The organism is Virgibacillus sp. W0181, from assembly GCF_051846915.1.
Classification (GTDB): Bacteria; Bacillota; Bacilli; order Bacillales; family Amphibacillaceae; genus JBPYCR01.
In genome coordinates this window covers 35,950-54,752 of sequence record NZ_JBPYCR010000006.1, presented here as the reverse complement: position 1 = coordinate 54,752, position 18,803 = coordinate 35,950, and the positions used below count along the sequence as shown (strand labels likewise).

Below are 18,803 nucleotides of genomic sequence, written 5' to 3'. Positions count from 1 at the left end.
ATACCAAAATATGTAAACGTTTTTATTAAGTGAAGCGCCTGTCCTTATAATTTTATAAATGTAAGTACACAATTAAGTATAAAGATTATCTCTGGAAAAATAAAGCCTTTTCCAGATTAAAGTAGCTTATATGAAAAGGTTTGAACAGTTCATCTAATCAGAATAGTCAGACCATATTCGTGTCAGGAAATTTTATGCAAGTAGAAAAATAGGTCAAAAAAATTATCCCCTGATATTACGGAGATAATGTTACACTGTTATTTTAATACGTAGATTTTATGCGATAAATTTCGTCTATGGATTTCATCTTCAATAATAGAGATGAAATCAAGATTAAGATCTAACTCGTTAGCCTTAAAGTAAGATTCCAATAACAATTCATCTGATAGACGTTTCATAATAAATGCTCCCCTTAACTAATTTTATAGTGTCTGGTTGTTAAATTTAGCATGTAAGAAAGTAAACAATCTAATGCATTAATAACGGTTATATCATTGCCATATGCTCAGACTTTGGCGATAAGTCACGTTTCTAGTCAGTGCATTGAAAATATTGTCGCTACGACAGACTTTTCTCAGTTGAGGTTATTAATAACTTATCATGATTGATAGAGTAAAAACAAGTGCATAGTTATCAACAGGAGGCTGTATATAACTTGTTAATACTTCCTGGATAAGCCTAGAAACAATTATCGAATAGGGGGTCGAAATGTTGATAAAGATATCCACAACTCTTGTGAATGGTGAAAAATGTCGAACACTTTTCAAAAATAGACAAATATATACAAAATAATATATTTCTTTATAATAGAGTACAGATATTATACGATGGACGTACATGGATAATAAATTTAACGCCATCAAGATATTTCGCAAATGGATAACTAGTTAAAAAAGACCTATATGAACATGGATGTGATGATTTGCTAAAGTTATTTTTGCCGAACGAACATGTGAAAAGTATATTTGATATTCAGCCGGATTACTTAAAGTTGTTAGGAATTAAAGGAGTTATTACAGACTTGGACAATACGTTGGTCGCTTGGGATGTTGCGAATGCGACACAAGAAGTAATCAGATGGTTGGAGTTAATGAGGGAGCACGATATTAAAGTTACGATTATATCAAATAATAAAGAAGAGCGCGTCACGCTCTTTTCCGAACCACTGCATACACCATTTGTATTTGATGCCAAGAAACCATTATCGAAAGCATTCAAAAAAGGTGCCAAACAGATGGGATTAAAAAAAGAAGAAGTTGTAGTTATTGGAGACCAACTATTAACCGATGTTCTAGGTGGTAATTTTGCAGGATTTTATACTATATTAGTTGTGCCAATCGTAGAAACAGACGCAAAAATAACACGATTTAATAGGAAAATTGAAAGAAGAGTATTAACCTATATGCGCAAAAAGGGTAAAATAAGCTGGGAGGAATAGCAAGTGGACTATACCATTTATTGTCAAGGATGTGGCGCAGCGATTCAGACGGACAACCCGGATGCAGTCGGATACATGCCAAAAACATCATCAAAAAGTGAAAATATATTATGTCAACGTTGTTTTCGGTTAAAACATTACAATGAGGTACAGGAAGTGGAAATGACAGACGACGATTTTCTGAGTATGGTCAGTCACATTCGTGATAAAGAAGGACTTATTATACATATTATTGATATCTTTGATACAGAAGGAAGTTTACTTAAAAGTTTGCCGCGGATAACAGGCAATAATCCTATTTTATTAGTTGGAAACAAAATGGACCTACTTCCAAAGTCAACTAACAAACGTAAGCTCGTTCATTGGATCCGATCATTAGCTAAAGATGCTGGGCTAGATGTGGCGGATGTATATTTAATTTCTGCAGAAAAAGGGCACGGTTTAGAAGAATTGGCATTTCAAATAGAAGCATATCGAAACAAGAAAGATGTTTACGTTGTTGGTGTAACCAATGCAGGTAAATCAACTTTTATTAATCGATTGATTAAACGATCTACCGGAGAAAAAGATGTGATTACGACCTCCTATTTTCCGGGGACGACTTTAGGATTTATTAAAATTCCATTGGACAGGACAACATCTCTTATAGATACACCAGGCATTGTTAATAAAAGGCAAATGGCACATTACGTGTCGGATCATGATTTAAAGCTTATCACACCAAAAAATGAAATTAAGTCACGAACGTATCAGCTGGACAGTGGCCAAACGCTATTTTTTGGCGGGTTAGCTAGGTTTGAATTTATAAAAGGAGAGAAACAATCATTTGTATGCTATTTCTCAAACCGTATTCCCATTCATCGTACAAAGCTGGAAAATGCGAATAATTTATTCGAAAAACAGGTTGGCGAATTACTTTCTCCGCCTTCGAAGGAAACATTGAAGTTATTACCAGACATGGAAGAAAGTACGTATAAAATAAAAGAAGACAACATCGACGTAGTATTTCCGGGATTAGGGTGGATCAGTATAAAAAAGGGCAATGCAACGATTCGTGTATATAGTCCGAAAGGCGTTTCAGTTTCATTAAGAAAATCATTTATGTAAAAATGCGTGTTCAAAAGGAGGATAAAAAGCGCGAAGATATTCAAGGCGGCGATGCTTTGAGTACCGGGATTGTACAGGAGGTACTGACTTCTACGTTGGCTAAAGGACGTAGGCGGTTTTAGTAGAAGTTTCCCCTTCGCAAGCAATGAAGATCAAACCTCTAAAAGGAGATGAAATGATGCACTATAAATTAGGTTTAATCGGGTATCCCATTCAACATTCTTTGTCTCCATGGATTCATGAACAGTTTTTCAAAATTGCAAAACTGTCTGGTTCTTATCGTATTATGGAAATAGAGCCAAATGCATCTTTTTCGGAAGAACTGGAACAAATGCGAGAAGAGGGAATAAATGGTTTTAATGTAACGGTTCCATATAAAGAAAAAATTATTCCTTATTTGGACAAAGTTGACGAAAATGCCAAATTAATGGGTGCTGTCAATACAGTCGTCAAGGAGAATGGAGCTTGGATCGGATACAATACAGATGGAGATGGGTATGTCCGGTCGTTGGAAAGTAATTTTCCACAGCTGTTTACAGACAAAACTGCAAATGTATTATTGGTTGGAGCAGGTGGAGCGGCACGGGGGATTTATTATGCCTTAATTAAAGCAGGATTTAGCCAGATAGACATTGCAAACCGAACGAAGGAATCGGCTGAAAATATAAAGCAGTTGAATAATGGTAAGATTAATACATGTATCCTTACACTTAAAGAAGCAGAAAATATGTTAAGCAAGTATGATGTTATTATTCAAACAACTTCTGTCGGAATGAAACCACATTCGGATAAGTCCATTATTCAACTTAACAATTTGAAAACTGGCAGTATTGTCAGTGACATTGTATATCAACCATTACAGACGGAATTTCTGAAACAAGCTCAAGAGCATGATGCATCTATCCATTATGGACATACAATGCTGTTATTTCAGGCACAGGCGGCATTTGAAATATGGACTGGAACGAAGGCAGAAACAGGAACAATGGATGAAGAATTAATAAACATATTGCAAGGAGATGAGTGAATGGCTTTGACAGGAAAGCAAAAAAGGTTCTTAAGGTCTAAAGCAAATACATTAAAGCCAATTTTTCAAGTTGGTAAAACAGGGGTAAATGATAACATGATTAAGCAAATAGAAGAAGCACTGGAAAAACGTGAGCTGATTAAAGTTAGCATTTTACAGAACTGTCTGGAAGATAAGGATGAAGTAGCAGATAGCTTGGCGGAAGGTACAGGAGCGGAAATAGTTCAAATCATTGGTAACAACGTTGTATTATACAAAGAGTCACAAGAAAATAAGCAACTGGAACTTCCAAACTAAATCATATTGGAACAAAGGGGGGACAATGATGCAGATAGGCATTTTGGGTGGAACTTTTGATCCTCCGCACATGGGCCATTTAATCATTGCAGAAGAAGTAAAGAATGCGCTCCAATTAGATGAAATCTGGTTCATACCATCCTATGATCCACCTCATAAAAACAAAGCAATGATAGATGCGAACCATCGTATTAACATGCTACAATTAGCAATACAGGGAAATGACCATTTTAAGTTAAACACATTGGAAATTGATCGATCTGGAATATCTTATACGGTCGATACGATAAAAGAATTAAAAGAGGAGTATCCGGGTTACACTTTTTATTTTATTATCGGAGCAGATATGGTTGAATATTTACCAAAGTGGAAACATGTGGATGAACTAGTTAAATTGATGAATTTTGTAGGAGTTGAGCGCCCAGGTTTTCAAGTGGAGACAAGTTACCCATTACTTGAAGTGGATATACCAGTTTTTGATATATCCTCATCTTTCATTAGAGAGAGGTTGCGCAACAACCAAACGGTCACTTACTTAATACCCGAACGCGTGAATACTTACATAAAAGAGAGGCGATTATATGAAGAAAGCTGATATTATTTCACGTATAAAACCTCAAATGACAAATGAACGATTTAATCATACGCTTCGGGTAGCAAGAACCGCGAATGAGTTGGCTCATATTTATGATGCATGCGCACATAAAGTAGAACTCGCTGCCCTTTTTCATGACTATGCGAAATGTTGGGAAACGACTACATTAAAAAATTACATAAAAGAGAATCATCTGCCCATTCGCTTATTGGATTACCATAAGGAATTATGGCATGGTCCAATTGCTGCACACTTAATACAGCACAATTTTAATATTGAGGATGAAGATATTTTAAATGCTATTCGCTACCATACAACAGGCAGGGCACATATGAGCAATTTAGAACTCGTATTATTTGTAGCTGATTATATTGAGCCGGGAAGACATTTTCCCGGAGTAGAAGAAGTTCGGGAGGCAGCTTTAAAAGATTTACGATATTCGGCCTGGCTTGTTGTTCGGAATACGATTGAATTTTTGTTCAAAAACAAAGCAACTATTTATCCGGATACATTTTATGCATATAATGATTTAACGAAAAAGATGGGAGAAATGTAATACATGGAAATAACTGATATTGTACAACTAATTGCTGAAGCGAGTGATGATCGTAAAGCAGAAAACATTGTTGCCTTAAATATGGAAGAGTTATCTTCAATAGCGGATTATTTTGTTATCTGTCACGGGAATAATGAACGCCAGGTACAGGCAATTGCAAGGTCTGTTCAGAATGCATTAGAAAAAGAGGACATCCGTGTGTATCGTCTGGAAGGGTTTGAGCAGGCACGGTGGGTTCTAGTTGATACGGGAGATATTGTTTGTCACATTTTCCATAAAGAGGAACGTCATTACTACAACTTGGAACGGCTATGGGGAGATGCAGCACGCGTTGAACTGAATATACACGGGGACCAGAGATTACGAAATGACTTATCATGAGATGGCGTCCCTCTATGACCAATTAATGGCTCATGTCCCTTACAGTCGTTGGACTACATTTACAAAAGAAATCATAGAAAAGTCCGGTAAAAAAGTGCAAACCATTGCAGATCTCGGTTGCGGTACAGGGTCTATCACAACCGCACTTGCAAAAGAAGGCTTTAAAATGACAGGCATTGATGCCTCCGGTGATATGTTGACGTATGCGGAGCAAAAAGCAAGTGTTAACAACGTTTCCATTGACTGGATAATGCAGGATTTACGTGATTTACAGGGGCTTTCCAATTTGGATGCTGCTGTAAGCTATTGTGATGTAATCAATTATGTAACGTCGGAAGCAGAGTTACGAAAAACTTTTCTTCATATTAATCATTCACTGAAGCCAGGTGGCTTATTTATATTTGATGTGCACGACTTGGAATATATTGAAAATTATTACATAGGAAGTACATTTGCGGATGTAGAGGAAGAAGTAAGCTATATATGGTTTTGTTTGGAAGGTGAGGAACCGGGTGAAATGTTCCATGAATTAACTTTTTTTCGTAAAGTGAATGGAGTATATGAACGGTTCGACGAAATACACCATCAAAAAACCTATCCTATTTCATTTTATATACAATTATTAGAGGAAAGCGGATTTACAAATATTAATTTTTATAGAGATTTTGCAGTGAAATCGAAACAACAAGAGGATCAAACAGAAAGAATTTTCTTTTCAGCTGAAAAAAGATTGGGATAATTCGATTTTCCCGATCTTTTTCTCATAGGCAGGATTAGTAGCAATCAGTATGGAAGTAAGGTTATAGCCCTTCTTTAAACCCTCAAAACGACACTTCATGTCTGATTTTTCCGATTCGAGATTAATCATAAAATAGAAAGGGAGTGATACTATACCGTGTTTGAAGCAATTAAGAAGTATGCGGTTCTCATTATCGGTGCCATCGTTATCGGAATTATCTTTTTTATTACAAATGACAAAAAAACAGATATTCAGGACAGAGACGATCAAGCAGATATCATTTTTTCTGATGAAAAACAAATAGTAGAACTTGAAACGGCGGTCGATACAGATCATGTTATTCTCGTCGATATAAAAGGTGAAGTTGAACAACCAGGGGTATATGAGCTTCGTTCAGGTGATCGGGTGAATGATGCCATTAAACTTGCTGACGGGTTTACTTCAAATGCAGATGAAACAAGTGTAAATCTTGCTCAGAAAGTTCAAGATGAAATGGTTATATTTGTAAACAAAGAAGGTGAAAATCATGGCGCTACAAGCGTGTTTAATGAACAGGATAAAAAAGTGAAAATTAATATCGCGTCAGAAGCGGATATTGTAACATTAAATGGAATTGGACAAGCTAAAGCACAGGCAATTATAAAACATCGTGAAGAACAAGGTTTATTTAGCTCTGAGGAAGATTTACTCGAGGTTTCCGGTATTGGAGAAAAAACATTAGAAAACATACGTGATGACATCGAAATTCCATAGGTATTGACGAAACATACGGAATATCTATACACTGATTAAAAAGACAAAGGAGCATATCCGATGGAACGAATCTCTTGGGGACAATATTTTATGGCACAAAGTTATCTTGCTGCTTTGCGAAGCACGTGTACACGATTGAATGTCGGCGCTATTATTGTGCGTGACAATCGAATCATTGCGAGTGGGTACAATGGAAGTGTTTCCGATGGCACACATTGTATTGACCACGGATGTTACATGGTCGATGGACACTGCGTCAGAACAGTACATGCAGAGGCAAATGCTTTATTGCAATGTGCACGATTTGGCGTTTCTACAGAAAAAACAGATATATATGTGACACACTATCCTTGCCTTCAATGTTGCAAAATGATTATACAAAGTGGTGTTTCTAACGTTTTTTATGCAGTCGACTACCGTAATCATGATTATGCAATAGATTTATTTAAAGAAGCAGGTATACATACACAAAAAGTGGAACTAGAAGATGTGCACATTGCCACGAACTTATAAAAATCCTGCATTTAAGAACTTTGAAGATAGGTGAGGCACATACATGAAAGGATATTGGCATTTTACAGCATTTGCAGTCGTATGCAGCATTTTGACCGTACGGTTTCAGACTAACTGGTTTGCAGTTATTTTGCTGCTATGGCTGTTTTATTTATATTATTTAAAACGGTTAAGGATAATACCGATTGTACTTTCGCTCATTATTTATCTTTTTTTCTCCTACTATATACCTTCGATCGATTCGACCACCCCCACTGAAAGTGATGCTTCTACTGAACAAGTATTAACCGGAAAAATTAAAAGTTCCATAACAACTTCAGCGAAACGAATAGCTTTTACGTTCAAAAGTGAACAAAACCAAAAATTACTTGCCGTTATTTTTCTTGAACAAGAAGAAAGTTCAAAAGGAATAAACGATCTTAAGCACGGTGCAACTTGCACGATCAGGGGTGAGTTAGTTAGTCCAGAACCGGCAACCAATCCAGGGCAATTCGATTATCAAACTTATTTAAAGCAACAAGGGATTATACAGCAATTCATTATTGAAGAAATTGATCATATGGTATGCTCTGGTTCATCGGTGCTTCATTATGTATATACGGTACGTTCTGCCTTAATGGAACATGTAGAAGAAATTGCGAGTCCTGAAACATCTGTATGGATAAAAGCATTGTTGTTTGGTGACCGTACTGACTTGGGCGATTATGTCACGGAATTGTTTAATCGTTGGAGTTTATCACATTTACTGGCAATTTCAGGTTTGCACATAGGTATAATTGTTGCGCTTTTGTATTTTTCGCTCGTTCAATTCAATTTAATGACGAAGGAAAAAGCGCAATGGGTTGTGTTAATATTTCTACCAATTTATTCTTTGTTGGCAGGTAGCCAGCCTTCCATTTTGCGGGCAAGTATGATGGTTGTGTTGGTCATCGTATTAAACAAGGTAAAAAGCCGGCACAGCCTAGGAGATATCGTTAGCATTGTGTTTTTAACATTCATTTTATCGGATAAGTACATCGTCTATCATATAGGATTTCAATTTTCATTTATGGTCACTTTTGGCTTGATTATTTCTAGGCAATGGATTGCAGATACGGACTCAAAATTATTTCAGCTTTTTCAAATTAGTTTCGTTTCGCAAATGATCATTTTTCCGCTTCAAGTTGCTTATTTCTCAGCATTCCACCCCTTATCCATTTTATTAAATGTACTTGTCGTCCCTTATTTCACCTTATTCGTTATTCCATATTTGTTTTTCCTCTTATTTATTTCTCTATTCCCATCTTTCGCTTTTTATTTTTTTGAATCGTTATTTATACAGATTCACGATACATTTTTATTTGCTCTAGAAGTAGTAGACGAAGCTGCATACTATCCATTTATGATAGGTAAATATCCATTTATATTTGGAGCACTTTACATGCTGTTGTTTGCTCTATGCATGAACCACTTGCAATTAAAACGACTGAAGTATGCTTTTTATTATGGTGGGTCCGTTGTTTTTTTAATTGTCTGGCTTGCCGTCCGTCCTTATTTTTCTCCGACTGGTATAGTAACTATGCTTGATATTGGACAGGGTGATGCATATATTGTGGAGCTGCCATATCGAAAAGGTGTGTTTTTAATTGATGCCGGTGCTGAATTTTCATTTACTGATTACAAACCGACGAAAACTGTATATGAGCAAATAATAAAGGCATATTTACATTCGAGAGGTATACATAAAATTGATGCTATTTTTTTGAGTCATGAGGATTTGGATCATGATGGAAGTGTGTCGTATATTGTAAATGATATGGATGTGAAGGAAATATTTATTAGTGAATTTTACGAAATGGATGAAGATAAAATACAGGACCTGCAAAAGAACAATGTTGCTGTAAAGCGCGTTGCTTATAATGAGAATGTCACCATTTCTGGACAAACTTTTTATTTTTTATCCCCATTAAAAGATAATGAGTCAAGTAATGAAAACTCACTCATCATTTACACATCGTTTGAAGGGATTGACTGGCTGTTTACCGGTGATGCGGGTAAGGAAACCGAGCAGGAGATAATTACTTTTTACGACCAACTTACTATTGACGTGTTAAAAGTAGGTCACCATGGGAGTAACACCTCAACAGATCCAAGTTTCATAAAAAAGGTAAAGCCGCAAGCAGCGCTCATATCAGTCGGGAAAAATAATCGGTATGGTCACCCAACAAATGAAGTAATACAGACGCTGGAAGACAGTAATATAACTATTTTTCGAACGGATAAACATGGTGCGGTTCAGTTTTTTTACAGAAATAACATTGGAACATTCCGTACGTATTTACCATAAGATAAATTAATGATATGGAGCACTTACACTATAAAAAGAGGCTGTTTTAATTAACGATTAACAGCCCCTTTTGTTTCAATATACATTATCAATGAATTTTTAAGATTAGCCCATATAACTAATGACTGCACCAATTGCAAACATGAAGACAAAGAAAAGAAATGAGAAACCAAAACCTTTTATGGAATCGACCACATCATTACCTTGAGATTGTGGGTCTTTTTCAAATTCGTTCATATCCATCCCTCCTATATCTTCTGTTAGTATAAATCACTTTTTAAAATAAATCTAGCCAAACAACAAATTGTAACAAAAATTTAGGATTCTCCAATTTTAGAAAGACTTTACAGCTATATGAAAGGGACATTCGGCAAAAGCTATAAGGGATCCCGTTTGAAAACAGTTCCCGGGACTGTTTTTTAAACGTTTATATAGATGACGGAGAGAAGTGACAAAAACATTTCTCTCCAAAATTTTACCTGCTATAATAGACAATATACCATAGCTATCGGAGTGGATCCTATGTTGTCTTTTGATGAGGCACGGCAAAGAATACAAAAAGAAAATTTTCCATCCGTCGTTCTTTTGTGCGGTGAAGAGGCTTATTTTATAACAAATATCAAACAGCATATCATAAATAGTATGTCGACTGAAAATCAAATTGAGACATCTGTTTACGATCTAAAGGAAACTTCCATTCAAGAAGTGATTGCTGACGCGGAAACTTATCCGTTTTTTAGTGATAAAAAAATAATTATTGCGGAAAATGCTGTTTTTTTACAAGCAAAGCAAGAAAAATTATTATTTGATCACGATTTAACCCGATTAGAACAGTATCTGACTAATCCTGTTGACTATACGATATTAATCCTTGTTGCACCATTTGAGAAGATGGACGAAAGAAAGCGAATTGTAAAGTCTATAAAAGCAAATGCCATGGCGGTGGCATGTCAACACGTTAAAGAACAAGAGGTTCATCAATGGATTAATAAGATGGCAAACCAACATAAGATTTCAATAGATAAAGATGCCACAGATGTTATAGCGATGAATTTATCGACGGACTTATACCTTATAAAAAATGAAATCACCAAGCTTGCTTTGTATATTGGTGAAGGTGGAACCGTTACAAAAGATATCGTGGAAAACTTAATCGGTCATACAGTAAATCAATCATCATTAAAGCTTGCAGAAGCAGTAATGGATAGGAACTTACAAATGGCAATTCATATTTATAAAGATCTGGAGAAAATGAAAGAAGAGCCAATAGCGATACTTGCATTACTCGCTTACCAATTTAGAATGATTTTGCAGGTGAAAGTATTAAAATCAAAAGGTTATAATCAATTTAGGATGCAGAAACAGCTTAAAGCTCATCCGTATGTGATTAAAATTGCTTATAACCGGGATCAGCATTTTTCATCGGCAATGTTAAAAGAAATAATTAATAAATTAACAACCGCGGATGCTGCTATTAAACAAGGGAAAATGGATAAAGGTATTGCTTTTGAACTGTTGCTGTACGATTTAACGCAAGCTGCTTCATGAAAATATAGCAGAAGAGTGAAATTACGTAAAAAAATATCGCAAAATAAAAACGATCCTTTCATGATGAGGATCGTTTTTTTCGTGTGCAATTAAGCACTCAGTTGGTTTATTTTGTTAGCAAGACGTGTTTTTTGACGATTTCCGTTGTTTTTATGAATAACGCCTTTTTGCATTGCTTTATCTATTTTACTTACTACAGTATTATATGCGGCTTTTGCATTATCAACATCTTTTGCCTGAATTAAATGTTCAAGACGCTTAATATGTGTACGCATGTCGGATTTAAACGACTGGTTTAATGCATGTTTTTTCTCGTTAACTCGCACACGCTTAATTGCTGATTTTAAATTTGCCATGTATTTCCACCTCCTAATAGATCAAATAATTGTCAAATAGTAAACTGGATATCCAGATTAACTCGAAAATAAAACACTAGTCAATTCTTCCGATTTGCTATCTCTATTCCCAATTATCAAGAACAAGAAATATTTTACCAAAAGAATCTCTTTATTTCAACTGTATTATTTCAAGTACATGTTTTTATGTATTTTGTATACGATATAACCATATAAGTGTGTTTTCTAAAACAATGGATAAAAAGCGCGAAATTCAAGCCGCTAAAGTTTTGAATACCGGGCTTGTGAAGGGTCACTGACTTCTATGTTTTCACATAATATGGGGATCTTAGTAGAAGTTCTGCTATAGCCACAGGATAGGTGATTGACACATTTTTATGGACGAAATCGTAATTACAATCCCCGGATGTGTCAGTACTAAGTCGAACTCCCTTTGTATCAAAGCGTTTTTTACCGGACTTTTGAACAAGCTCTATAAACGAATGAAAGGGTGTTACAGATGAATCACTCATTCCAGGAATTACAAGTAAGAACAGACCTGGCGATAGAAGCAAAAGACATGCATGTTGGTGACGAAAAAAAGAATGAACTCAGCGGGGTTACAGTTAAAGATCGGACGCTCCATAATATAAAAATTTCCTATGTAACAATTGATGAACAAGGAGCGGAAAAGCTCGGGAAAAAGCCCGGCTCCTATGTGACGATTTATGCTGATGGAGTTAAAAAGCGAGACACGAAAAAACAGCATGAAGCTGCAAATATTTTAGCAGATGAATTAAAGAATCTATTGAAACAAAATAACATTGGAAAAGATAGTAAAGGATTAGTCGTTGGATTAGGAAATTGGAATGTAACACCAGACGCGCTTGGGCCGATGTCGATTGAGAAAATTCTCGTTACAAATCACTTGTTTGAGTTAGAATATGAAACAGTTGCTGAAGGGTACCGAGCGGTTGCCGCCGTTACTCCCGGAGTCATGGGGGTCACAGGGATGGAAACAAGTGATATTATACATGGGATTGTCGAAAAATTTAATCCCGATTTCATCATAGCCGTTGATGCACTTGCTTCACGGTCAATTGAACGTATTAATGAAACGATTCAGCTGTCTGATTCCGGCATTCATCCAGGGTCGGGCGTAGCAAATAAACGGAAAGAATTAAGTGTCGAAACACTGGGAATACCGGTCATTGCGATTGGTGTTCCAACAGTCGTCGATGCTGTAACTATTACGAGTGATACAATCGATTTTTTACTGAAACATGTGGGTAGAGAGTGGAAAGATAAAGATAAACCATCAAAAGCGCTTGCACCGGCAAGTATGACCTTTGGTACAAAAACATTTCAAGAGTCTGATTTACCGGATGCCGAAAAAAGAAATACCTTTCTTGGGCTTGTAGGAAATTTGTCTGAAGGTGAAAAAAGAAAGTTGATTTCCGAAGTATTGACTCCAATTGGACATAACTTGATGGTAACCCCTAAGGAAGTAGATGGTTTTATGATAGACATGGCAACTGTGCTGGCAAGCGGAATCAATGCAGCGTTGCATGAGAATGTTAATACAGATAATTTTGCGTCTTATACACGATAACAAAAGTATGCTCTATTAAATCACATAAGAAATTAAAAGATTATGTTCTATCTTCTCCTTTTGCCTCATAGAGTTAACTATGAGAGCAGATCGATTGTGGGGAGGATGGAACATTGTTTTTTAAAAATGGTAAACACCTTTTAAATCCTTTATTTAAAAAAGGTGGGGGATTGTATTTAATAAGTGTCATTATATTAATTGTGTTTATAGGTATGCTAACAACTATTAAACCTGCATATCGATTCTCTTCCCAAACAATTACTACATGGACAAGTGATGTGGACAGTTCCACTTTTTTATATTTGCTTGGATTGGAAAACCGCATTTTTAAAAATGCATTTCCAGAAGACAAAGCAGTGCCCAAATTGTCTACGGCACTTTTCCAAGTTGTAACAAATATAAAATCAGGCGATACAAGAAGTTTGCTTACACATGTTATTCCCGGTTTTTCTTCATTTGAAAATCGGATAATTGTTGCTGGGGAAGGGACGAGTCATTCAAGTCTATCCTATGAGTCATCCCCTCCATTGGAAGAGGTTTTGAGAAATCGTGAAGCAGTCGCTGAAGAGCCCGATGAAAATATTAAGAAGCAGGACAATAATGGCTTAACGACAGGTGATAGAGAGGTTGTATTTATTTACAATACACATAATAGGGAATCATTTTTACCTCATTTACCAGAAGTTACAGACCCAAATAAGGCCCACCATAAAGAAGTGAACGTTTCGAAAGTGAGCGATCGTGTAGCAAAAACGCTTCGACAGAATGGCATAGGCACAAGTATGGACACAACGGATATTATGCAAGTTCTACAACAAAAGGGGCTGAAATATGGAAGTTCTTATGCAACCTCACGTCCTATTGTGGAAGAGGCGATGGCTACAAATAAAGATATTGAATATGTGTTTGATATTCATCGGGATAGTTTACGTAGAGAAAAAACAACGACAACAATTAACGGCAAGGAATATGCGCAAGTTTTATTTGTAATCGGTGCGGAATATGCAAGCTTTGAGAAAAATCTGGCTTTAGCTACAGAGATGCATTATAAAATTCAAGAAAAATACCCCGGATTGAGTAAAGCCGTAATTACGAAAGAAGGTGCTGGAACGAACGGTGTCTTTAATCAGGATTTATCCGAAAATGCTTTGCTGCTCGAAATAGGCGGTGTAGATAATAATTTGGAAGAGTTATATCGAACAGCTGATATCGTTGCAGAAACATTCAGTGAAATATATTGGAATGCAGAAAAGGTTGATGCAGAAGTGAAGGAGGAATAGAAATGGTCCGGGCATTTATTGTTATCCTGCTTTTTGCACTATTTTTTTTATCAGGAATGGTTTTTGGCATTGATCAAAATAAGCAGTCCGCAGATAAGAATGTGGAAGTAGTAGAGAAGGAAGAGGAATTAATGGATGATACCCCAATCATTGTGGAAGAGCTTGTTCCGGAACAAGCTGCCGTTATAACTGGACAAGAGCACTTTATTCAGAAGGTAGCATCTTTTTTAGAAAAGGGTGTTCGTGCATTTTATGAGTTAGTTGTCCATGTCATGTACCAGTTTACTAAGCTATTCTTTGAATAAATGATGATCGGTATTTGTAAGTGAAACATGTTTCTTAAAGAGATTATTACGTCTAACCTATTCTGTATTTCTGTATTTATTGAAACGAAGGTCTACTGTTGCTATAATCAATGCTAGCTAAAGATAAATAAATCTTTAGGAATCGATGCAGTTATAATCGTAGGAGTGAACAGCATATATGGCGAAAGTAGAAAGAAATGTGCGCAATTTTTCCATTATAGCACATATAGACCACGGCAAATCAACGTTAGCCGATCGAATTTTGGAAAATACAAAAGCATTAAGCGAACGAGAAATGAAAGAACAATTTTTAGATGGTATGGACCTAGAACGTGAACGAGGCATAACAATCAAACTAAATGCAGTTCAATTAAAATACGATCATAATAACGGCGAAGAATATACATTCCATTTGATTGATACCCCGGGACATGTTGATTTCACTTATGAAGTTTCTCGTAGCTTAGCAGCGTGCGAAGGCGCTATTCTCGTAGTAGACGCTGCCCAAGGAATAGAAGCCCAAACACTTGCCAATGTTTATTTAGCTTTGGACAATGAACTAGAAATTATTCCTGTAATTAATAAAATTGATCTTCCAAACGCGGATCCTGAACGGGTAACACAAGAACTGGTTGATGTTATTGGAATAGATCCGGATGATGTTATTTTAGCTTCAGCGAAGGCGAACATCGGTATCGAAGAGATTTTAGAAAGAATTGTAGAGGTTGTTCCACCGCCTACAGGTGATAAAAACAACCCACTTAAAGGATTAATTTTTGATTCGCTATACGATTCCTACCGCGGAGTAATTGCATATGTCTGTGTTAAAGATGGTTCTGTAAAAGTGGGCGACAAAGTACGTATGATGGCAAACGGTAAGGAATATGAAGTCCAAGAGTTAGGCGTCTTTACCCCAAGCCCAATAAAGAAAGATGCGCTGACTGTAGGAGATGTAGGCTACTTGACTGCAGCAATTAAGCAAGTTGGTGACACGCAAGTAGGGGATACAATCACATTGGCAAAAAATCCTGCTGAAAAACCGTTACCCGGTTACCGGAGGTTAAATCCAATGGTATTTTGTGGTTTATATCCGGTTGATTCAAAAAACTACAATGATTTGCGCGAAGCTTTGGAACGCCTTGAATTAAATGATTCCTCCTTGCAATATGAGCCTGAGACATCACAAGCACTCGGCTTTGGTTTTCGTAGCGGATTTCTGGGCTTATTGCATATGGAAATCATCCAGGAAAGAATTGAGCGCGAGTATAATATTGATTTAATAACAACAGCACCAAGTGTTATTTATGAAGTAGAAAAAACAGATGGAGAAAAACTAAACGTAGATAATCCGTCCTTGATGCCTGATCCACAAGTGATTAGTGAAATACGGGAACCGTTTGTAAAAGCAACAGTTATGGTCCCAAATGATTATGTAGGTACAGTTATGGAGCTTTGCCAAAAAAAGCGCGGGCAATTTATTGATATGCAATATTTGGATGATATTCGTGTTAACGTAATTTATGAGATACCATTGTCCGAAATTGTTTATGATTTCTTTGATCAATTAAAGTCACAAACAAAAGGGTATGCTTCACTGGATTATGAATTTATCGGTAACAGAGTCTCCAATCTTGTGAAAATGGATATATTATTAAACTCAGAGCCGATAGATGCCCTTTCGATCATTGTCCACAAGGATTTTGCTTATATGAGAGGGAAGCAAATTGTAGAAAAATTAAAGGATTTAATTCCGAGACAGCAGTTTGAAGTACCTGTTCAAGCGGCAATTGGAAATCAGATTCAGGCACGCTCGACGATTAAGGCAGTACGAAAAGACGTAACTGCCAAACTATATGGCGGTGACGTGACGAGAAAACGAAAACTTCTAGAAAAGCAAAAAGAGGGTAAGAAACGAATGAAAATGGTTGGTTCTGTTGAAGTACCTCAAGAAGCTTTTATGGCTGTCTTGCAGTTAGGTGATGACTAAACTAAATCAATGAGCAAATGAAAAAATTATTTAGTAAACATTTACTAAATAATTTTTTCAATTTATAGACCTTGAATTCATTCGTTGTTATTTCATTCCTAATGAAAACATCCTAAGGAAAAACACTACTAAACGGCTAATGTATGATGAAAAGAAATATTATAAAAACACATTATTATATTTTTGAAGCATCCATATTGACAAAAAAATGATGTTTTGATAATTTATAAATAGCATTAGCACTCGTGGTAATAGAGTGCTAACAGAGGTGATCATCATGTTAACAGAAAGGCAGTTACTAATATTACAAACAATAATTGATGACTTCATCGAATCCGCTCAGCCGGTTGGCTCACGTGTAATTTCCAAAAAGGAAAATATAACCTTTAGTGCAGCTACCATACGAAATGTTATGGCTGATCTGGAAGATATGGAATTACTGGAGAAAACCCATTCCTCATCGGGAAGAGTCCCGTCGGAAAAGGGATATCGCTATTATGTAGATCATGTCATTGGCCCTTCTATTCATTTTCAAGAAGTTGACGTTATTAAACATATGATACAAGATGGTTTTTTTGAGTTTGAGCAAATTGTACAAATGTCCGCTCAAGTACTATCTGATTTAACAAATTATACGTCAATCATACTTGGTCCGGAAGTAAATGAAACAAAGTTAAAACAGATTCAATTAGTTCCACTATCTGTTCAGACTGCTGTAGCAATATTGGTAACAAATACTGGCCATGTAGAACATCGCTCCTTTACCATCCCAGAAGGGGTAAGTACGGCTGATCTGGAAAAAATGGTCAATATTTTAAATGAACGGTTGTATGAAGTTCCGATTGTGCAATTATCGAATCGATTGAATACCGAAATTCATCTGTTAATGAAAAAGTACATCAGAAACTCGGAACAATTATTCGATTATTTGAAAGTGGTGCTTTCTCACGATGACTCTGTGAAATTGTACATTGGCGGAAAATCAAACATGTTAATACAACCGGAATTTCAAAATGTTGATAAAGTTCATTCTTTTTATTCCATGTTGGAAAATGAAGAGGCGATTGCTAATTTGTTAAAAAATAAACATAACGGCTTAAACGTTTCTATCGGTAATGAAAATAAGGTAGAGGCAATTAAAAATTTTAGCTTGATTACTGCAAATTATCAATTAGGAAATAAACAAGGAGGAACCATCGGTCTCATAGGACCAACGAGAATGGAGTATAAAAAAGTGATTACATTACTAAATGCTCTATCAAGTGAGATGACGGATGCGTTGTATATTTGGTATAAAAACAACCAATAAGTACCTTAATATTGATGCTAAATCCGTAAAAATGCAATTTGTTTATTTCGATGACAATTCATGATAGAGTGTACAATGGTTATTTAAATGGGAGGTGCTATAGTGGGAGATCAGGATAAGGAAACGATTGTTTCAGACGAAGAAGAAACAATTGAAAAAATCGAACCAGAAGATATAGAAGTTGAACATAGTGATAATAACGAAAATGATCACGCAGAAGAACTCGCTGAACTTCGTAAAGAACTTGAGAGCTTGCGCGAAGAAAAAGAAGCTGCGCTTGAGCGATCGCTTCGATTGCAAGCTGAATACGAAAACTTTAAAAAACGTACTGAAAAAGAAAAGTCAGCAGCCCAAAAATATAAATCACAAGATTTAGCGAACGAGTTACTTCCTGCACTTGATAATTTTGAACGTGCATTAAAAGTAGAAGTTAATGATGACAATCGTAATTTAATTGAAGGCATTACAATGGTCTACAGCCAGCTTGAAGAAGCATTAAAAGCACAAGGTATTGAAAAAATGGAAACATTGAATGAACAATTTGACCCTAATTTGCACCATGCAGTGATGCAAGTTGAAGATGAAGAAAAAGATTCAAATACAATTGTAGAAGAATTACAAGCAGGGTATATGCTAAAAGATCGTGTTATCAGACCAGCAATGGTTAAAGTAAATAAATAATTTGTCTTTGTAGT

21 protein-coding genes are annotated in these 18,803 nt (G+C 36.0%); 18 read left to right on the top strand and 3 right to left on the bottom strand.

What is annotated here, in order from left to right; genetic code table 11:
* Positions 1-257: 257 nt before the first annotated feature.
* Positions 258-398: a sporulation histidine kinase inhibitor Sda gene (locus ACLIBG_RS04110; protein WP_439311452.1), complete on the bottom strand. Its 141-nt coding sequence runs from the start codon at positions 396-398 to the stop codon at positions 258-260.
* Positions 399-922: 524 nt separating this feature from the next.
* Between ACLIBG_RS04110 and ACLIBG_RS04105 the strand changes: the two genes are divergently transcribed.
* The 11 genes from ACLIBG_RS04105 (at position 923) to ACLIBG_RS04055 (ending at position 9,732) form a co-directional block, all read left to right on the top strand.
* The gene (locus tag ACLIBG_RS04105; RefSeq protein ID WP_439311451.1) at positions 923-1,438 is read left to right on the top strand and encodes a YqeG family HAD IIIA-type phosphatase; all 516 of its coding nucleotides are present in this window, start codon (positions 923-925) and stop codon (positions 1,436-1,438) included.
* Between the two features lie 3 nt (positions 1,439-1,441).
* Positions 1,442-2,545 carry a ribosome biogenesis GTPase YqeH gene (gene yqeH / locus ACLIBG_RS04100; protein ID WP_439311450.1) on the top strand — a complete coding sequence of 368 codons (1,104 nt, stop codon included), beginning with the start codon at positions 1,442-1,444 and terminating at the stop codon, positions 2,543-2,545.
* 178 nt (positions 2,546-2,723) lie between these two features.
* Positions 2,724-3,572, top strand: a complete 849-nt coding sequence (gene aroE, locus ACLIBG_RS04095; protein WP_439311449.1) for a shikimate dehydrogenase — start codon at positions 2,724-2,726, stop codon at positions 3,570-3,572.
* Positions 3,573-3,869 carry a ribosome assembly RNA-binding protein YhbY gene (yhbY, locus tag ACLIBG_RS04090; protein WP_439311448.1) on the top strand — a complete coding sequence of 99 codons (297 nt, stop codon included), beginning with the start codon at positions 3,573-3,575 and terminating at the stop codon, positions 3,867-3,869.
* 25 nt (positions 3,870-3,894) lie between these two features.
* Positions 3,895-4,464: a nicotinate-nucleotide adenylyltransferase gene (locus ACLIBG_RS04085; RefSeq protein WP_439311447.1), complete on the top strand. Its 570-nt coding sequence runs from the start codon at positions 3,895-3,897 to the stop codon at positions 4,462-4,464.
* Entirely contained in the window at positions 4,451-5,020 is a 570-nt protein-coding gene (yqeK, locus tag ACLIBG_RS04080) for a bis(5'-nucleosyl)-tetraphosphatase (symmetrical) YqeK (protein WP_439311446.1), read from the top strand. Before ACLIBG_RS04085 ends, yqeK begins: the two co-directional genes overlap by 14 nt.
* 3 nt (positions 5,021-5,023) lie before the next feature.
* On the top strand, positions 5,024-5,401 hold the full coding sequence (rsfS, locus tag ACLIBG_RS04075) for a ribosome silencing factor (RefSeq protein ID WP_439311445.1): 378 nt from the start codon (positions 5,024-5,026) through the stop codon (positions 5,399-5,401).
* Complete coding sequence (locus ACLIBG_RS04070; RefSeq protein WP_439311444.1) at positions 5,388-6,140, top strand: class I SAM-dependent DNA methyltransferase; 753 nt, start codon at positions 5,388-5,390, stop codon at positions 6,138-6,140. The genes rsfS and ACLIBG_RS04070 overlap by 14 nt, the downstream gene beginning before the upstream one ends.
* A 156-nt stretch (positions 6,141-6,296) precedes the next feature.
* Positions 6,297-6,893: a helix-hairpin-helix domain-containing protein gene (locus ACLIBG_RS04065; RefSeq protein WP_439311443.1), complete on the top strand. Its 597-nt coding sequence runs from the start codon at positions 6,297-6,299 to the stop codon at positions 6,891-6,893.
* Positions 6,894-6,953: 60 nt separating this feature from the next.
* Complete coding sequence (locus ACLIBG_RS04060; protein ID WP_439311442.1) at positions 6,954-7,406, top strand: ComE operon protein 2; 453 nt, start codon at positions 6,954-6,956, stop codon at positions 7,404-7,406.
* A gap of 43 nt (positions 7,407-7,449) precedes the next feature.
* Positions 7,450-9,732: a DNA internalization-related competence protein ComEC/Rec2 gene (locus tag ACLIBG_RS04055; RefSeq protein WP_439311441.1), complete on the top strand. Its 2,283-nt coding sequence runs from the start codon at positions 7,450-7,452 to the stop codon at positions 9,730-9,732.
* A 105-nt stretch (positions 9,733-9,837) separates the two neighbouring features.
* On the opposite strand, the gene ACLIBG_RS04050 is transcribed toward ACLIBG_RS04055, so the two are convergent.
* Positions 9,838-9,969: a YqzM family protein gene (locus tag ACLIBG_RS04050; protein ID WP_439311440.1), complete on the bottom strand. Its 132-nt coding sequence runs from the start codon at positions 9,967-9,969 to the stop codon at positions 9,838-9,840.
* A 285-nt stretch (positions 9,970-10,254) separates the two neighbouring features.
* Between ACLIBG_RS04050 and holA the strand changes: the two genes are divergently transcribed.
* The gene (gene holA, locus ACLIBG_RS04045) at positions 10,255-11,280 is read left to right on the top strand and encodes a DNA polymerase III subunit delta (protein ID WP_439311439.1); all 1,026 of its coding nucleotides are present in this window, start codon (positions 10,255-10,257) and stop codon (positions 11,278-11,280) included.
* An 89-nt stretch (positions 11,281-11,369) separates the two neighbouring features.
* On the opposite strand, the gene rpsT is transcribed toward holA, so the two are convergent.
* Positions 11,370-11,636 carry a 30S ribosomal protein S20 gene (gene rpsT, locus ACLIBG_RS04040; RefSeq protein ID WP_439311438.1) on the bottom strand — a complete coding sequence of 89 codons (267 nt, stop codon included), beginning with the start codon at positions 11,634-11,636 and terminating at the stop codon, positions 11,370-11,372.
* Between the two features lie 499 nt (positions 11,637-12,135).
* On the opposite strand from rpsT, the gene gpr reads away from it, so the two are divergent.
* The 6 genes from gpr (at position 12,136) to grpE (ending at position 18,789) form a co-directional block, all read left to right on the top strand.
* Positions 12,136-13,227 carry a GPR endopeptidase gene (gene gpr, locus ACLIBG_RS04035; RefSeq protein ID WP_439311437.1) on the top strand — a complete coding sequence of 364 codons (1,092 nt, stop codon included), beginning with the start codon at positions 12,136-12,138 and terminating at the stop codon, positions 13,225-13,227.
* A 113-nt stretch (positions 13,228-13,340) separates the two neighbouring features.
* Positions 13,341-14,507 carry a stage II sporulation protein P gene (spoIIP, locus tag ACLIBG_RS04030; protein ID WP_439311436.1) on the top strand — a complete coding sequence of 389 codons (1,167 nt, stop codon included), beginning with the start codon at positions 13,341-13,343 and terminating at the stop codon, positions 14,505-14,507.
* A 2-nt stretch (positions 14,508-14,509) separates the two neighbouring features.
* Entirely contained in the window at positions 14,510-14,812 is a 303-nt protein-coding gene (locus ACLIBG_RS04025) for a hypothetical protein (RefSeq protein ID WP_439311435.1), read from the top strand.
* 178 nt (positions 14,813-14,990) lie between these two features.
* Positions 14,991-16,799 (top strand): translation elongation factor 4, encoded by a 1,809-nt coding sequence (gene lepA, locus ACLIBG_RS04020; protein ID WP_439311434.1) that lies wholly within the window; start codon positions 14,991-14,993, stop codon positions 16,797-16,799.
* Between the two features lie 277 nt (positions 16,800-17,076).
* Complete coding sequence (gene hrcA, locus ACLIBG_RS04015; RefSeq protein WP_439311433.1) at positions 17,077-18,108, top strand: heat-inducible transcriptional repressor HrcA; 1,032 nt, start codon at positions 17,077-17,079, stop codon at positions 18,106-18,108.
* A 102-nt stretch (positions 18,109-18,210) separates the two neighbouring features.
* On the top strand, positions 18,211-18,789 hold the full coding sequence (gene grpE / locus ACLIBG_RS04010; RefSeq protein WP_439311432.1) for a nucleotide exchange factor GrpE: 579 nt from the start codon (positions 18,211-18,213) through the stop codon (positions 18,787-18,789).
* Positions 18,790-18,803: the final 14 nt, after the last annotated feature.

Bases quoted from the DNA above. Each gene is read 5' to 3' on its own strand.
- holA (WP_439311439.1), top strand. From the start codon at position 10,255: ATGTTGTCTTTTGATGAGGCACGGCAAAGAATACAAAAAGAAAATTTT.
- ACLIBG_RS04070 (WP_439311444.1), top strand. From the start codon at position 5,388: ATGACTTATCATGAGATGGCGTCCCTCTATGACCAATTAATGGCTCAT.
- yhbY (WP_439311448.1), top strand. From the start codon at position 3,573: ATGGCTTTGACAGGAAAGCAAAAAAGGTTCTTAAGGTCTAAAGCAAAT.
- ACLIBG_RS04055 (WP_439311441.1), top strand. From the start codon at position 7,450: ATGAAAGGATATTGGCATTTTACAGCATTTGCAGTCGTATGCAGCATT.
- rpsT (WP_439311438.1), bottom strand. From the start codon at position 11,636: ATGGCAAATTTAAAATCAGCAATTAAGCGTGTGCGAGTTAACGAGAAA.
- lepA (WP_439311434.1), top strand. From the start codon at position 14,991: ATGGCGAAAGTAGAAAGAAATGTGCGCAATTTTTCCATTATAGCACAT.
- hrcA (WP_439311433.1), top strand. From the start codon at position 17,077: ATGTTAACAGAAAGGCAGTTACTAATATTACAAACAATAATTGATGAC.
- yqeK (WP_439311446.1), top strand. From the start codon at position 4,451: ATGAAGAAAGCTGATATTATTTCACGTATAAAACCTCAAATGACAAAT.
- gpr (WP_439311437.1), top strand. From the start codon at position 12,136: ATGAATCACTCATTCCAGGAATTACAAGTAAGAACAGACCTGGCGATA.
- ACLIBG_RS04050 (WP_439311440.1), bottom strand. From the start codon at position 9,969: ATGAACGAATTTGAAAAAGACCCACAATCTCAAGGTAATGATGTGGTC.
- ACLIBG_RS04060 (WP_439311442.1), top strand. From the start codon at position 6,954: ATGGAACGAATCTCTTGGGGACAATATTTTATGGCACAAAGTTATCTT.
- aroE (WP_439311449.1), top strand. From the start codon at position 2,724: ATGCACTATAAATTAGGTTTAATCGGGTATCCCATTCAACATTCTTTG.
- rsfS (WP_439311445.1), top strand. From the start codon at position 5,024: ATGGAAATAACTGATATTGTACAACTAATTGCTGAAGCGAGTGATGAT.
- ACLIBG_RS04025 (WP_439311435.1), top strand. From the start codon at position 14,510: ATGGTCCGGGCATTTATTGTTATCCTGCTTTTTGCACTATTTTTTTTA.
- ACLIBG_RS04085 (WP_439311447.1), top strand. From the start codon at position 3,895: ATGATGCAGATAGGCATTTTGGGTGGAACTTTTGATCCTCCGCACATG.
- ACLIBG_RS04110 (WP_439311452.1), bottom strand. From the start codon at position 398: ATGAAACGTCTATCAGATGAATTGTTATTGGAATCTTACTTTAAGGCT.